Origin of the sequence: Variovorax sp. OK605 (genome assembly GCF_900115445.1) — a bacterium.
Taxonomy (GTDB): Bacteria; Pseudomonadota; Gammaproteobacteria; order Burkholderiales; family Burkholderiaceae_C; genus Variovorax.
In genome coordinates this window covers 157,957-172,594 of sequence record NZ_FOWL01000007.1, presented here as the reverse complement: position 1 = coordinate 172,594, position 14,638 = coordinate 157,957, and the positions used below count along the sequence as shown (strand labels likewise).

The following is a 14,638-nucleotide window of genomic DNA, read 5'->3' as shown; positions in this document are numbered from 1 at the left end:
GCTCAGGCCGCGTTGGCGGGCGCCGCGGCAGCAGTGGCTGCAACCGCACCTGAGGCCACCCCCGCGGCCACACCGGCAGCGGCGAGCGACACGGCCCACGACATCACGTCGGGCAGCGGTGCCGGCCGCGCAAGGTGGTAGCCCTGCACCAGCTTGCAGCCCAGCGCGCGCAGCGCGTCGAGTTCTTCCTGCGTTTCAACGCCCTCGGCCACCACCTGCAGGTTGAGCGAGCGGCCCAGCTGCACGATGGAGTCGACCAGCACCACGTTGCCCGGCGAGGACGACAGCCCCAGGATGAAGCTGCGGTCGATCTTCACCTGCCGCACATACTCGCTGCGCAGCGACGCCAGCGACGAATAGCCCACGCCGAAGTCGTCCACCACGATCGCCACGCCCGCCGCCGACAGCGCGCTCAGGCGGCTGCGCGTGGCGTGGGTGTCGAGCGCGACCTCTTCCGTGATCTCGATCTGCAGCCGGCGCGGCGCGATGCCGCGTGACTTCAGCATGCCCAGCACGATGTCGTCGACCGCCAGCTGCGCCATTTCGCGCGGCGACACGTTGATGGCCACCGGCACCGCCGCCAGGCTCGAGCCCGCGGCTTCGAACTGGCGCATGCCGCGGCAGACCTCGTCGACCAGGTGGCGCAGCAGCGGTTCGGCCAGGCCGGTGTTCGCCGCCGCGAAGATCACTTCTTCGGGCGAGATGTGCCCGTGGCGCGGGTGGTGCCAGCGCATCAGCGCTTCCAGGCTGTGCACCTCGTTGCTGTCGCAGGCCATGATCGGCTGGTACCACACGCCGATGGCGCGCGCCTCGATGGCGTGCAGCAGGTCGCGCTCGACGTCGCGGCGCGTGGCCAGGCGCTGGTTGAGCGCCTTGTCGAACATCTGGAAGCGGTTGCGCCCGGTGCGCTTGGCTTCGTAGAGCGCCTCGTCGGCAAAGCTGATCATGTCGGCCACGTCGGCGTCGCCCGCCACCGAGATGCCGATGCTCACGCCCAGGTGGCCGCCGTAGTGCGCCGTGGCGAAAGAGATCGAGCGGATCAGCGCCTGCGCGATGGCCGTGGGCGCCTGCCGGTCGGCGCGCAGGGTGTAGAGCACCGCGAACTCGTCGCCGCCCCAGCGCCCGAGCGTCGCGTTCATGCCGGCGAGTTCGCGCTGCAGCCAGCCGGCCACGTCCTGCAGCACGCGGTCGCCGATCTTGTGGCCGAAGGCATCGTTCACCGCCTTGAAGCCGTCCAGGTCGAGCAGCAGCAGCCCGTGCTGGCGGCCGTCGGGCACGGCGATGTGCAAGGTGGCGGCCTCGGTGAAACCTTCGCGGTTGAGCAGGCCGGTGAGCGAATCGTGCGAGGCGCGGAAGGCCAGTTGCTGCGTCGCGTCGAGCGACAGCGCATGCACCTGGCGCAGCTGCGAGGCCAGTGCCGTGGCCTCGTTCTTCAGGCGGCTGCCTTCGCGGAAAGCCTTGTCGCTCTGCAGCGCGCCGCGCGCCAGCGCACCAAGATAGAGCAGCACCATCGCGGCCAGGGCCACGTTGTCGAAACCGCCCGCATACAGGAGGCAGCCGACCACCGACAGCAGCGCCGGCGTGATGAAGCTGATGGGCACGAAGGCGTAGGCGATGCCGTAGGTGACCGAACCGGCGCAGATGCCGCACACCACCGTCAGATAGAAGATCGCCTGGGGCGACGAATAGCCGTTGCACAGCAGCGGAATCAGCGCCCAGACGCAGCCCGAGGCCGCGGCCATCGTGGCCGCCACCCGCAGGTGCCATTCGACCGGACGGCCGGTGGGCGACACGGCCACGCCCTCTTCGACGATCACGCCGGGCGACGGGGCGAAGGGCCAGCGGCAGATGTAGCTGCGCGCCCCGTTCACCGCGAGCGACAGCAGCAGCCAGATCAGCCCTTCGAAGGCCCGGCCCGCGTTGAGGGCCACCAGCGTCGCGGTGAAGCTCAGCACCACATTGATCGAAATGGCCGACATCACACTGCGGCGGACCACCACCAGCTGGTCGGTGCGCACCATGCGGTACAGCACATCGCCATCGACGGAAGCGGTGAGCGAAGGGGTGGGTGCGCGGGCATTCATGGAAGGGTCACAGTTTATAGACGGCGCGAGGCTCCGAGCCCCGTTCCCGCCCGCGGCACGCAAATTTCGGGGGGCGGAACAACGAACTTTCGTTTGTCTTTCATCCAGACGTCATCGCCGGAATCCAGACTCGGCCGCTTTGCTTCGACGCGTGCGAGACGTGCGCGTCTTTTTTTGCCTGCCATGTCCTCCCATCTCCAGACGCCTTCGGCCGTTCCTTCGGCCCTTCCTTCCGCCCTTCCTCCGGTCTTTGCCCGGACCCTGCTCTCGACCCTCGCCCTCGGCACCCTGATGCTGGCCGGCTGCGGCGGCGGAAGCTCCAACGGCGCCGCCTTCCTGCCCATAGTGCCCGCACCCGCACCCCCGGCCGCCGTGGCACCGGCCCCGGTGCCCGCCCCGGTGGCGCCGGCCGGCCGCTGGACCGTTGGCGACCTGCACATCCACACGATGCAGTCCGACGACACCCAGCAGATCTCCACGCTCGACCAGGTGCTGGCCAAGGCCTTCGACCAGTTCGGCCTCGACTGGGCCGCCATCTCCGACCACCTGCGCCTGTCCAACTACGACAACGACGGCAACAAGCTGGCCGCGGCCATTCCGTTCTCCGAAGGCATGGCCAAGTACCAGGTGCCGCGCATCAAGGCGCTGCAGGCCGCGGGCAAGTACGCCGACAAGACCATCTTCTCGGCCTTCGAGTGGGACATGCCCTCGCACGACCACGGCAACGTGGGCATCCTGAGCGACAAGCCCATGTCGGACGCGGCACTCAAGGCGGTGAGCCAGTTCGAGTACCTCTTCACCGACCGCGCGGCGGCCCTCTTCCCGGCCGGCGACGTCGCGGCCTGGGGCGCGAAGGCCGGCACCACCTACAGCACGCACGCCGAGACGCTCGCGGCCATCGCCTGGCTCAAGGCGAACTACCCCGACAGCAGCTACCTGCAGATCAACCACCCCTCGCGCAACCCCGGCAAGTACACCGCCGCCCAGCTGCGCGAGATGAACGACCTCGCGCCGAATATCGTGTTCTCACTCGAAGGCATGGTCGGCAACCAGATGGAGCCCGACCGCGGCGGCTACACCAGCGCCTACATTCCGGCCAACCTGCCCTCGCGCACCTACGGCGGCGTCGACTACCTCGTCGCCAAGCTCGGCGGCACCTGGGACGCGCTGCTGTCAGAAGGCCGCCACATCTGGAACGTGGCCGACTCCGACTACCACTTCACCACCTCCAAGGGCCTGTACAGCAGCGGCTACGCGCCCGGCGAGTACGCCAAGAACCACCTGTGGGGCGACGTGAAGGACCCGAAGTCGCTGCTCGCCGCCATGCGCTCGGGCAAGCTCTTCGCGGTCAACGGCGACCTCATCGACGCGCTCGACTTCAACGTGAAGAGCGCCAAGGGCGCCGGCGACATGGGTTCCGAAGTGGCGGCCACCTCGGGTGAAGACCTGACCATCACCATCCGCTTCAAGAGCCCCGAGCGCAACAACTTCGAGTACCAGCTGGGCAGCGGCAACTTCGCCAACGTGAAGCCGGTGGTCGACCACGTCGACCTGATCGTGGGCGACGTCACCGGTGCGGAAGCGCCGGGCACGCCTGGCTATGCGCGCGACACCAACGCGTCGACCCGCGTGCTCAAGCGCTTCACGCGCAATGACTGGAAGCTCGACGCCGACGGCTACTTCGCCGTCAGCTACACGGTGAAGGCCGGCAACCACCAGTATTTCCGCCTGCGCGGCACCAACCTTGGCACCGACGTGCCCAACGAGACCGCGGGCGGCGAGCCGCTGTTCGATGCGCAGAGCACCGGCACCGACAACGTGGCGCGCTTCAACGCCATCAACGTGCGCAACTACAGCGACCTGTGGTTCTACTCGAACCCGGTGTTCGTGAAGGTCGCGGCGAAGTAAGCCGCGGCGGGCGGGCGCGGCGCCTCGCCGTGCGCGCGGCACTCGCAGCACTCACCGGCTGACAGTGCGGCGAGCGGGGACTCTTCATGGCAGTCAAAATGACCGGCCCATGACCCCGCCCAGCCTGCTCACCGCCCTGCTTCCCCTGATGGCCGACCTGGCGCAGGACCTCCCCGAGGCCGAGCGCCACCGGCGCCTGCTCGAAACCCTGCGTGTGCTGTTGCCCTGCGACGCCGCCGCCATGCTGCGGCTCGACGGCGACTGGCTGGTGCCGCTGGCCGTCGATGGCCTGAGCGGCGACACGCTGGGCCGGCGCTTTCGCGTGGCCGAGCATCCGCGCTTCGAGCAGTTGCTCGCGGCGCCGGGCCCCGTGCGCTTCCCGGCCGATTGCGGCCTGCCCGACCCCTTCGACGGCCTGGTCGACGGCGTGCAGGGCCACCTGCCGGTGCACGACTGCATGGGCTGCGCGCTGCAGGTCGACGGCCGCCCCTGGGGCGTGCTGACGCTCGACGCGCTAGAGGTCGGCCGCTTCTCGCGCGTGGAGCTCGACGTGCTGCAGGCCTTCGCGAGCCTGTCGGCCGCCACCGTCGGGCTGGCCACGCGCATGCACGGCTTGGCCGCGCGCGCGGAAGACGAACGCCTGCGCGCCGACAGCTATGCGCAGGCCACGGGCCACGGCCCGCGCCAGCTGATCGGCCACAGCGCCGCGCACAAGCGGCTGCTCAGAGAAATCGCACTGGCCGGGCCGACCGACCTCTGCGTGCTGATCCAGGGCGAGACCGGCACCGGCAAGGAGCTGGTGGCACAGGCGCTGCACGCCGCATCGGCGCGCGCGAAGCGCCCGCTGGTCAGCATCAACTGCGCGGCGCTGCCCGACAACCTGGTCGAGAGCGAACTCTTCGGCCACGTGCGCGGCGCCTTCACCGGCGCGGTGGGCGACCGGCGCGGCAAGTTCGAACTGGCCGACGGCGGCACGCTGTTCCTCGACGAAGTGGCCGAGCTGCCGTTGCAGGTGCAGGCCAAGCTGCTGCGCGTGCTGCAGGGCGGCCACCTCCAGCGCCTGGGTTCCGACCGCGAGCACCGCGTCGACGTGCGCGTGATCGCGGCGAGCAACCGCAACCTGGCCGACGAGGTGCGCGCGGGCCGGCTGCGCGCGGACTTCTATCACCGGCTCAGCGTGTACCCGCTGGTGGTGCCGCCGCTGCGCGAGCGCGGGCGCGACGTGCTGCCGATCGGCGGCTTCTTCCTGGAGGAGGCGCGCTCGCGCATGGGCCTGGGCGCGGTGCGGCTCGATGCCGGCGCACAGGCCGCGCTGCTGGCCTACGACTGGCCCGGCAACGTGCGCGAGCTCGAGCACCTGCTGGGCCGCAGCGTGGTGAAGGCGCTGGGCCGGCATGCGCAAAGGCCGCGCATCCTGACGCTGGGCGCGGACGACCTCGGGCTCGGTGCAGCGGGCACGGCCGGCGATGCAAGCGCGCAGCAGCCCAGGGGCGCGAGCGCCGACATCGCAGCCGCCGTGCAGGCCCAAGGCCTCGGCCTGCGCGACGCCGTGAGCGACCTGGAGCGCCGCATGGTGCTGCATGCGCTCGCGCAGAACGACAACCAGTGGGCGGCCGCCGCGCGGGCCTTGCAGATCGACCCGGCCAACCTCGCGCGCATGGCGAAGCGGCTGGGTGTTGCGCGGGCCTGAGGCCCGCGACCTGGTTCGCGGTTACTCCAGCGCCGAGGCCGGCCCGAAGAACTCGAAGCGCGACTGCGCGTCCGGCACGCCCCAGCTGCGCAGCCCGCGGCGCACCTGCTGCATGAAAGGCTTCGGCCCGAGAAAGTAGGCGTCGACGTCGCGCGTGTGCGACGGCAGCCACTCGTTCAGGCGGTCGAGGTCGAGCCGGCCGACCGCGTGCGGCGCGGGTGCCGCCGCGTCGCTCACCTCGTCGTAGCAATAGAAGCGCTGCAGCTGCGGGTGGCGCGCCGCGGCCGCCTCGATCTGCTCGCGGAACGCATGCACGTCGCCGTTGCGCGCGCAGTGGATGAACACCACTTCGCGCTCGGTGGCCAGCGCCTGCTCGAGCATCGCCAGCGTCGGCGTGATGCCGACGCCGCCGCTGATGAGCACCACCGGCCGCCCGCTCTCGGCCAGCACGAACTCGCCCGAGGGCGGCAGCAGCTGCAGCGTGTCGCCCACCTGCACGTGGTCGTGCAGCCAGTTCGAGGCCACGCCGCCGGGTTCGCGCTTCACGCTGATGCGGTAGGTCCTGCCGTTGGGCGCGGCCGACAGCGAGTAGTTGCGGCGAATGTCCTTGCCGTCCACCCGCAGCAGCAGGCCGATGTACTGGCCGGGCGCGAAGTCCATCAGCGCGCCGCCGTCGGCCGGGGCGAAATGCAACGAGGTGATCTCCGCGCTCTCGGCCACCTTGCGCGCCACCTTGAAGGCGCGCGCGCCGCGCCAGCCGCCGGGCGCCGCGGCCTGCGCGTCGTACAGCTGCTTCTCGGCGCCGATGAGGATGTCGGCGAGCTGACCGTAGGCGGCGGCCCAGGCCTCGATCACTTCGTCGGTCGCGATCTCGGCGCCCAGCACCTCGCGGATCGCGCGCAGCAGGCAGCCGCCGACGATCGGGTAGTGCTCGGGCATCACCTGCAGCGCCACGTGCTTGTTGACGATCTGCGTGGCCAGCGGGCCCATCGCCTCCAGGCGGTCGATGTTCCTGGCGTACATCAGCACGCCGTTGGCCAGCGCGCGCGGCTGGTCGCCCTTGGCCTGGTGGGTCTCGTTGAAGAAGGGGCGAACCTCGGGATGCTCGGCCAGCAGCATCTTGTAGAAATGGGTGGTCAGGGCTTCGCCGCCCTGTTCGAGCAGGGGCACGGTGGACGAGACGATGGCGCGTTGGGCGGCGGTGATCATGGAACCTCGGTGAATCGTTGATTTGGGTGCCTTGCTCATTGCAACCGGCGTGCCGGCCCGTGAACCCTTATGAATCAACGGCTTGGCGCACTTCAACGTCAAATTGACTCCCCTTCAAATCAAGTCATTTCGACGTTTACTGTCGAATCGACTGGACAGGCGCAACGAGTGCGCAGTCCGGCTAAGCTGCGCAAACCCCACCTCGAACCCATGCCATCCCGCCAAGACCCTCATACGCCAGCCGTCGCTTCGGCCAGCACCGCACCCGCACAAGACCCGCAACTGCTGCGCCGCCTGCTGCGCGCCAAGGACCGCATGGACGCCGCCTCGCACGAGGCCTGGCCCGTGCTGCGGCTGGCCGAGGTCAGCGGGGTGTCCGAAGCGCATTTCGCGCGCTCGTTCAAGCAGGCCTTCGGCATTCCGCCGCACCGCTACCTGCTGACGCGCCGCATCGAGCAGGCCACCGCGCTGCTGCGCGACACCGAGCTGTCCGTCACCGAGATCGCCTTCGCCACCGGCTGGGAAAGCCTGGGCACCTTCGGGCGCACCTTCCGCGACATCACCGGCGAAAACCCCAGCGCGCTGCGCCCGCGCCTGCGGGCCGCGGCGCAGCAGCTCGAGCGCGTGCCGCCCTGTTTCCTCAAGGCCGCGCAGCGGCCCGATCTCACCGAAGCAGTTTCGGAGAAGCGCCGCCGCGGGGCCGACGGTACAAAGCGGCTTTCAACCAAGGAGATGTCGCGATGAGCCAGGGTATTAGTGTGGGTGCGGGTGTGGGTGTGGTGGGGCTGTATGTGGACGACCAGGACGCGGCGCTTGCGTTCTACGTCGACAAGCTCGGGTTCCGTGTGAAGGCCGACGTGCGCAATGGCGACTACCGCTGGCTGACCGTGCTGCACCCCGAGCAGCCATCGTTCGAGCTCGGCCTGTTCAAGCCGGGCCCGCCGGTGCACGACGAGGCCACCGCGCAAACGCTGCGCAGCATGGTGGCCAAGGGCGCGATGCCGCCGCTGGTGCTGAACGTGGCCGACTGCCATGCGGCCTACCTGCAGATGCGCGACCGCGGCGTGGAGTTCACGCAGGAGCCGGTGAGCCGCTTCGGCAGCGTGGACGCGAGCTTTCGCGACCCGGCGGGCAACGGCTGGAAGATGATCCAGGCGCCCGGGAGCAAGGCATGAGCGGCATTCACGCCGCGAACGCCGGCACCGGCACCGGCACCGGCACCGGCATCCGGACCTTCCACCGCTGGGTGTCCATCGCGTTCACGCTGGCCGTCATCGCCAACTTCGTGGCCATGGCCACAGGGCCCGGCGCACCGCCGCCCTGGATCACGTACGCCCCTCTGCTTCCGTTGGCGCTGCTGCTGTTCACGGGTCTCTACCTGTTCGTGCAGCCTTACCTCGGCCGCGGGCAGGGTGCGCGGGGTTCGGCGCGCGCCCATTAGGAGAGTTCTCCTCCCCTTGCCGGACGCGGTTCACACCCCAGGCGAATCCTGTCCGTCCGGTGACTGGAAATCGCCCGCCAGCTCCGAGCGTTCCACGGGGTCCGGCTCGAAGGCATGCACCCGCGGCGCCGGCTTGCTGTTGAACAACAGGCGCAGCACGTCCGGCCGCGCGTAGTGGCCGACCGGGTCGTAGGCCGCCTTGGCGAGCCCGATCAGGCCCAGGTCGAGCGTGGCGTACAGCAGGCCCTCGGCCGTCTCGGGCAAGGGCTCGCACATCGGCTTCGCGTCGGGGCCGTAGATCATCGCGAAGCCGCCGCCTTCCAGCAGCAGGTCGCGCTTGTTCGGCGTGTCGATCAGCATGTCGAGCATCTCCTTCGACACCGTGGCGCACGGCGCGAGCACGAAGCACTGGCCTTCCAGCGCATAGATCTGGCTCGCGGCGTTGTTGGCCTCGGCGCTGAGCTGGAACGCGGCGCCGCGGTAGACCGAGAAGCTCGGCCATGCGGCGATGTGCACCTGCTCGTGCTGCGAGAACATCGCGTACTTGGTCAGCGGCTGGATGTGCTCGGCACAGCACAGCGCGCCCATGCGCCCGAGCGCGGTCGCGTGCACCGCGAGATGGCTGCCGTCGCCCTCGCCGAACACCGTGCGCTCGGCGTGCGTGGGCTTGAGCTTGCGGCGCGTGGCGACCACTTGGCCGTGGTCGTCCAGGATGGCCTGCGCCAGGTACAGCGAGCCGCCGGCGCGCTCGCTGTAGCCCAGCACCACGTGGACGCGGTTCGCCGCGGCGGCGGCCTTCAGGCGCTCCCATTCGGGGCTGTCGACCACCAGCGCGTTCTCGAAATAGCGCTGCACGAACTGCATGCCCCACGCCGGCGAGTCGAGCCAGACCCACCACGGATAGCCGGGCAGCCAGACCTCGGGAAACGCGACCAGCGAAGCGCCGTTGCGCGCGGCCTCCTCGATCAGGCCGATGGCCTTGTCGACACCTCTGGCCAGGTCGAGGAACGCGGGCGCGGCCTGGACGACGGCAACCTTGTACCGGGTTTTCTGTGGAGCGGTCATGGCATCGGTCCTGGGTTCTTCGTTATGAAACCGCGACTCTAGGTTCGCCCCCGCGCCAGTCCTATCGAGCCGGCCGGTGTTACGCATCGACGCTGTCGATCGACAGGTGCATCGAATTCATCGATGTGTAACGCCAGTCGCATCGATTGGATTGCTGAAAGTACCCCCCTAAAGTCCAACCCCGCAAGCCATCCCACGACACAAGCCAGCGCCCCGACCGGGCGCCAGCCGGAGACACAAAAGCCATGGAGCGATCTTTCGCCGAAGAAGTCAAACGCCTTTCGCTGGGCGCCGACGAGGAATTTCATGGCGAGGGCATCCTCGCCGTCACCAAGGCGCTGCTGCAGTCGGGCGTGAGCTACATCGGCGGCTACCAGGGCGCGCCGGTGTCGCACCTGATCGACGTGCTCGGCGATGCGCGCGGCCTGCTCGACGAGCTCGGCATCTACTTCGAGAACAGCGCCTCCGAGGCCGGCGCGGCCGCGATGCTCGGCGCGTCCATCAACTACCCGGTGCGCGGCGCGGTGACGTGGAAGTCCACCGTGGGCACCAACGTCGCGTCCGATGCGCTGTCCAACCTCGCGTCGGCCGGCGTGAAGGGCGGCGCGCTGATCATCCTCGGCGAAGACTACGGCGAGGGCTCCAGCATCATCCAGGAGCGCACGCACGCCTTCGCGATGAAGTCGCAGATGTGGCTCATGGACCCGCGGCCCAACCTCCCGTCCATCGTGGATGCCGTGGAGCGCAGCTTCGAGCTGTCGGAAGCGAGCCAGACGCCCGTGATGCTGCAGCTGCGCATCCGCGCCTGCCACGTGCACGGCAGCTTCGTGTGCAAGGACAACCGCGCGCCGGCCATCTCCACGCGCGCGTCGATCGCGCAGCCGCACTTCGACTTCGCCAACATCAACCTGCCGCCGTCGATCTACGCGCAGGAGCGCATGAAGATCGAGTCGCGCTGGCCGGCCGCGCTGGAATTCATTCGCCGCGAGAAGCTCAACGAGCGCTTCGACGGCGACTGCGACGACATCGGCCTGATCCTGCCCGGCGGGCTCTACAACGGCACGATCCGCGCGCTGCAGCAGCTCGGCCTGGCCGACGCGTTCGGCAACAGCCGCATTCCGCTGCAGGTGCTCAACGTGGTCTACCCGATGGTGCCCGACGAGCTGGTCGGCTTCTGCAGCGGCAAGCGCGCGGTGCTGATGGTCGAGGAAGGCCAGCCCAACTACCTGGAAGACGCGCTGCACGCGATGCTGCGCAAGGCCGGCTGCGACACGCGCCTGCACGGCAAGGACATCTTCCCCATGGCCGGCGAATACACCGGTGAAGTGCTGGTGCGCAGCCTGGCCGAGTTCATCCGCCAGGCCCGCCCGCAGGCGCTGGGCGAAGACGGTGCGCTGCAGGTGGTCGAGGCCGCCGCACCGCTGGGCGCGCTCAAGCCGCAGGCCGTGGCCGCGCTCGGCGTGCCGGTGCCCAACCGCCCGCCGGGTTTTTGCATCGGCTGCCCCGAGCGCCCGGTGTTCGCGGCCATCAAGCTGATGCAGAAGGAGCTGGGCGCGGTGCACGTCAGCGCGGACATCGGCTGCCACACCTTCGGCACGCTGCCGCCCTTCAACACGGGCAGCACGGTGCTGGGCTACGGCCTGGGGCTGGCGAGCTCGTCGGGCATCGCGCCGCTCATGGGCAACCGCGTGGTGAGCATCATGGGCGACGGCGGCTTCTGGCACAACGGCTTCACCAGCGGCGTGGTGAACGCGGTCTACAACAACCAGGACTCGGTGCTGGTGATCCTGAAGAACGGCTACACCTCGGCCACCGGCACGCAGGCCATTCCCTCCTCGCCCACGCAGCCCGCGGCCAAGCCGCTGACGCTCGACATCGAGGCCGCGCTCAAGGGCGTGGGCGTGGCCTGGGTGCGCAAGGTCAGGAGCTACAGCGTCGCCGAGATGCGCGACACGCTGCAGGAGGCCATGACCACCGAAGAAGGCGGCCTCAAGGTGATCATTGCCGACGGCGAATGCCAGCTCGAGCGGCAGCGCCGCATCAAGCCGGTGCAGGCCGCCAGGCTCAAGCGCGGCGAACGCGTGGTGCGCACGCGCTTCGGCATCGACGACGACGTGTGCACCGGCGACCACTCGTGCATCCGGCTGTCGGGCTGCCCGTCGCTCACCGTCAAGCCCAACCCCAGCGCGCTGCGCACCGACCCGGTGGCCACCGTCAACCAGGGCTGCGTGGGCTGCGGCCTGTGCGGCGAGAACGCGCACGCGGCCATTCTCTGCCCGTCGTTCTACAAGGCCGAGATCGTGCAGAACGCCGGCACCTGGGAGCGGCTGCTGCACCGGCTGCGCGGCGGGGTCATCGGCCTCATGGCCGGCAAGGCGCGCGACCGCTCGGAGGCACTGGCGGCATGAACACGACGACACCCGCAGGCGCGGCAACACCGCGCATCGTCACCGTGCTGGTGGCCGCCATGGGCGGCGAAGGCGGCGGCGTGCTGGCCGACTGGCTCATCTCCGCGGCCACGGCCTGCGGCTTCCCGGTGCAGAGCACCTCGGTGCCCGGCGTGGCGCAGCGCACCGGCGCCACCAACTACTACATCGAGATCTACCCCGTGCCGGCCGGGCAGCTGGGCGGCGCGCGTCCGGTGTTCTCGCTCACGCCGAACCCGGGCGACGTCGACATCGTCGCCGCCTCCGAACTGGTGGAGGCCGGCCGCATGCTGCAGGGCGGCTTCGTGCATCCGCGGCGCACCACGCTCGCGGCTTCCACGCACCGCGAATACGCGGTGGTCGAGAAGTCCGCCATGGGCGACGGGCGCTACGACGGCCAGCGCGTGATCGACGCGGCCACCGAGCTCGCGCAGCGCAGCTTCCTGTTCGACATGCGCGCGCTCGCATGGCGCAACGGCACGGTGATCAACACCGTGATGTTCGGCGCCATGGCCGGCAGCGGCGCCATTCCGTTCTCGCGCGAGACCTGCGAACAGGCGATCCGCGAATCGGGCAAGGCGGTGGAGGCCAGCCTGAAGGGTTTCGCGGCGGGCTTCGACCATGTGACGGGCGTGGCGGTGGCCGCGGCAGCACCCGTCGACAGCGCAAAGGCGCCAGCCGCCACGCCGGTGCACCCTCGCATCGCCGCCCTGCCCGAGCCGCTGCGCGAGCTCGCAGGCCACGGCCTGCAGCAGGTCGCCGACTACCAGGACGCGCGCTACGGCGAGCTCTACATGCAGCGCGTGGAATCGGTGCTGGCGCTGGAGCAGCCCTTCGGCGGCGACCTGCCCGTGACGCGCGAGACCGCGCGCTACCTCGCGCTGTGGATGAGCTACGAGGACGTGATCCGCGTGGCCGACCTCAAGACGCGCGGCGAGCGCCTGCAGCGCGTGCGCAACGAGGTGGGCGCGCGCGGCAACGAGCCGTTGCGGCTCACCGAATACCTCAAGCCGGGCCTGGACGAGGTCTGCTCGCTGCTGCCGCCGGGCGCCTCGGCCTGGCTGCGCAAGCGGCTGGCGCACAAGGCGCACAAGCTCAACGTGGGGCTGCACATGCGCACCGACACGGTGTTGGGCTTCGCGATGCTGTGCGGCCTGCGCTCGCTGCGCGTGATACGCCGCGGCAGCGCGCGCTACGCCGCCGAGCAGGAAATGATCAAGCGCTGGCTCGACACGGTGCGCCGCGCGCTGGCGATGAGCCCGCGGCTGGCCTACGAGCTCGCGCTGTGCGGCAACCTGGTGAAAGGCTACGGCGAGACCAGCGAACGCGGCCACCGCAACCTTGGCGCGGTGCTCGACGACATGCAGGCCGTGCTTTCCCCGCCGGTGCGCGATGCCGCCGCGCTCGAGCAGGCCGCGGCCCGCGTGCGCGCCGCCCGCGAAGCCGCGCTGGCCGACCCCGAGGGCCGCACGCTGGCCCGCGCGCTCGGCCTGCCGGCGCCCGCGCCGCGCGTGCACCCGATCCACATCGTGCGGCGAAGGCCGGCGCGCTGAGCCGAGCGATTTTTCAACCTAGAACGACAGGAGACAAGACGATGAAACACAAGAAGACTTCCACCCCCCTCACGACCTTCATACCCTTCGGCCGCCGCGCCGTGAACTCGCTGCTCGCCGCCACCCTGCTGCTGCCGCTGGCGTCGCTGGGGTCGCTGGTGCATGCGGCCGACCCGATCAAGATCGGCGCCGTGGTCTCGGCCACCGGCCCGGCCTCGTTCCTGGGCGACCCGCAGCAGAAGACGCTCGAGATGTACGTGGGCAAGATCAACGCGGCCGGCGGCGTGCTGGGCCGCAAGCTCGAGCTGGTGCTGTACGACGACGCCAGCGATGCCAACAAGGCCAACGCCTTTACGCGGCGCCTGATCATGCAGGACGAGGTCGACGTGATCCTCGGCGCGTCCACCACCGGTTCCACCATGGCGATGCTGCCGCAGGCCGAGGCCTCGAAGGTGCCGATGATCTCGCTGGCCGCGGCCTCGGTCATCGTCGAGCCGGTCAAGCCCTACGTGTTCAAGATGCCGCACTCCGACCGCATGGCGGCCGAGAAGGTGCTCGGCGAAATGAAGAAGCGCGGCTTCACGCAGTTCGCGCTGCTGTCGGACACCGGCGGCTTCGGCAAGTCGGGCCGCACCGAGACGCTCAAGCTCGCCGCAACGCTCGGCCTGAAGGTGTCCGACGACCAGACCTACGGCGAGAAGGACACCGACGTCACGCCGCAGCTCACGCGCATCAAGTCGTCGGGGGCGCAGGCCATCTTCGTGTTCGGCACGGGCCAGGCGCCGGCCATCATCGCGCGCAACTACCAGCAGCTGGCCATGAAGCAGCCGCTGTACACCTCGCACGGCCAGGCCTCCACCGAGTTCATCCGCATCGCGGGCAAGTCGTCCGAAGGCATCCGCATGCCCTCGCCCGCGCTGCTCGTTGCGCAGGCGCTGCCCGACAGCGACCCGCAGAAGAAGGTCAGCGTGGGCTACGCGAAGGACTACGAGAGCACCGCGAAGATGGACGTGTCCACCTTCGGCGGCTACGCCCACGACGCGCTGTTCCTGCTGGTCGATGCGATCAAGCGCGCCGGCGGCACCGACAAGCAGAAGGTGCGCGACGCCATCGAAGCCACGAAAGACTTCGTCGGCGTGAGCGGCATCTACCGCATGTCGGCCACCGACCACATGGGCCTGGACGTGTCCGCGTTCCGCATGGTCGAGGTGCAGGGAGGCAAGTTCGCGGAAGTTCGCTGAAGCGGCGCGCGTCATCCAAGG

General features: G+C 69.7%; 11 protein-coding genes. 8 read left to right on the top strand and 3 right to left on the bottom strand.

Going from position 1 to position 14,638, the window contains the following annotated elements:
• Positions 1–2 precede the first annotated feature (2 nt).
• The gene (locus tag BM013_RS19550) at positions 3–2,084 is read right to left on the bottom strand and encodes a putative bifunctional diguanylate cyclase/phosphodiesterase (protein ID WP_093129307.1); all 2,082 of its coding nucleotides are present in this window, start codon (positions 2,082–2,084) and stop codon (positions 3–5) included.
• A gap of 291 nt (positions 2,085–2,375) precedes the next feature.
• On the opposite strand from BM013_RS19550, the gene BM013_RS19545 reads away from it, so the two are divergent.
• The gene (locus tag BM013_RS19545; protein WP_256221584.1) at positions 2,376–3,992 is read left to right on the top strand and encodes a CehA/McbA family metallohydrolase domain-containing protein; all 1,617 of its coding nucleotides are present in this window, start codon (positions 2,376–2,378) and stop codon (positions 3,990–3,992) included.
• A gap of 109 nt (positions 3,993–4,101) precedes the next feature.
• Positions 4,102–5,682: a nitric oxide reductase transcriptional regulator NorR gene (gene norR / locus BM013_RS19540; protein WP_093129306.1), complete on the top strand. Its 1,581-nt coding sequence runs from the start codon at positions 4,102–4,104 to the stop codon at positions 5,680–5,682.
• Positions 5,683–5,703: 21 nt separating this feature from the next.
• On the opposite strand, the gene hmpA is transcribed toward norR, so the two are convergent.
• Entirely contained in the window at positions 5,704–6,891 is a 1,188-nt protein-coding gene (gene hmpA / locus BM013_RS19535) for an NO-inducible flavohemoprotein (RefSeq protein ID WP_093129305.1), read from the bottom strand.
• A gap of 210 nt (positions 6,892–7,101) precedes the next feature.
• On the opposite strand from hmpA, the gene BM013_RS19530 reads away from it, so the two are divergent.
• The 3 genes from BM013_RS19530 to BM013_RS19520 are packed head-to-tail and all read left to right on the top strand — an operon-like array spanning position 7,102 to position 8,332.
• Positions 7,102–7,635 (top strand): helix-turn-helix domain-containing protein, encoded by a 534-nt coding sequence (locus BM013_RS19530; RefSeq protein WP_093129304.1) that lies wholly within the window; start codon positions 7,102–7,104, stop codon positions 7,633–7,635.
• A complete protein-coding gene (locus BM013_RS19525; RefSeq protein WP_371270654.1) occupies positions 7,632–8,066 on the top strand; it encodes a VOC family protein in 435 nt (144 codons plus the stop codon). Before BM013_RS19530 ends, BM013_RS19525 begins: the two co-directional genes overlap by 4 nt.
• Positions 8,063–8,332, top strand: a complete 270-nt coding sequence (locus BM013_RS19520) for a hypothetical protein (RefSeq protein WP_093129302.1) — start codon at positions 8,063–8,065, stop codon at positions 8,330–8,332. Before BM013_RS19525 ends, BM013_RS19520 begins: the two co-directional genes overlap by 4 nt.
• Before the next feature lie 30 nt (positions 8,333–8,362).
• On the opposite strand, the gene BM013_RS19515 is transcribed toward BM013_RS19520, so the two are convergent.
• Complete coding sequence (locus tag BM013_RS19515; RefSeq protein ID WP_093129301.1) at positions 8,363–9,397, bottom strand: carbon-nitrogen hydrolase family protein; 1,035 nt, start codon at positions 9,395–9,397, stop codon at positions 8,363–8,365.
• Between the two features lie 245 nt (positions 9,398–9,642).
• On the opposite strand from BM013_RS19515, the gene BM013_RS19510 reads away from it, so the two are divergent.
• From BM013_RS19510 to BM013_RS19500, 3 genes are read left to right on the top strand one after another with little or no spacing between them, the layout of a single operon-like run.
• A complete protein-coding gene (locus tag BM013_RS19510; protein ID WP_093129300.1) occupies positions 9,643–11,805 on the top strand; it encodes a thiamine pyrophosphate-dependent enzyme in 2,163 nt (720 codons plus the stop codon).
• On the top strand, positions 11,802–13,376 hold the full coding sequence (locus BM013_RS19505; protein WP_093129299.1) for an indolepyruvate oxidoreductase subunit beta family protein: 1,575 nt from the start codon (positions 11,802–11,804) through the stop codon (positions 13,374–13,376). The genes BM013_RS19510 and BM013_RS19505 overlap by 4 nt, the downstream gene beginning before the upstream one ends.
• 41 nt (positions 13,377–13,417) lie before the next feature.
• On the top strand, positions 13,418–14,617 hold the full coding sequence (locus BM013_RS19500) for an ABC transporter substrate-binding protein (RefSeq protein WP_093129298.1): 1,200 nt from the start codon (positions 13,418–13,420) through the stop codon (positions 14,615–14,617).
• The last annotated feature ends 21 nt before the right edge of the window (positions 14,618–14,638 follow it).

What these genes read in the sequence shown, in the direction of transcription:
- BM013_RS19550 (WP_093129307.1), bottom strand. Translation starts at nt 2,084, where the DNA reads ATGAATGCCCGCGCACCCACCCCTTCGCTCACCGCTTCCGTCGATGGC.
- BM013_RS19545 (WP_256221584.1), top strand. Translation starts at nt 2,376, where the DNA reads ATGCTGGCCGGCTGCGGCGGCGGAAGCTCCAACGGCGCCGCCTTCCTG.
- norR (WP_093129306.1), top strand. Translation starts at nt 4,102, where the DNA reads ATGACCCCGCCCAGCCTGCTCACCGCCCTGCTTCCCCTGATGGCCGAC.
- hmpA (WP_093129305.1), bottom strand. Translation starts at nt 6,891, where the DNA reads ATGATCACCGCCGCCCAACGCGCCATCGTCTCGTCCACCGTGCCCCTG.
- BM013_RS19530 (WP_093129304.1), top strand. Translation starts at nt 7,102, where the DNA reads ATGCCATCCCGCCAAGACCCTCATACGCCAGCCGTCGCTTCGGCCAGC.
- BM013_RS19525 (WP_371270654.1), top strand. Translation starts at nt 7,632, where the DNA reads ATGAGCCAGGGTATTAGTGTGGGTGCGGGTGTGGGTGTGGTGGGGCTG.
- BM013_RS19520 (WP_093129302.1), top strand. Translation starts at nt 8,063, where the DNA reads ATGAGCGGCATTCACGCCGCGAACGCCGGCACCGGCACCGGCACCGGC.
- BM013_RS19515 (WP_093129301.1), bottom strand. Translation starts at nt 9,397, where the DNA reads ATGACCGCTCCACAGAAAACCCGGTACAAGGTTGCCGTCGTCCAGGCC.
- BM013_RS19510 (WP_093129300.1), top strand. Translation starts at nt 9,643, where the DNA reads ATGGAGCGATCTTTCGCCGAAGAAGTCAAACGCCTTTCGCTGGGCGCC.
- BM013_RS19505 (WP_093129299.1), top strand. Translation starts at nt 11,802, where the DNA reads ATGAACACGACGACACCCGCAGGCGCGGCAACACCGCGCATCGTCACC.
- BM013_RS19500 (WP_093129298.1), top strand. Translation starts at nt 13,418, where the DNA reads ATGAAACACAAGAAGACTTCCACCCCCCTCACGACCTTCATACCCTTC.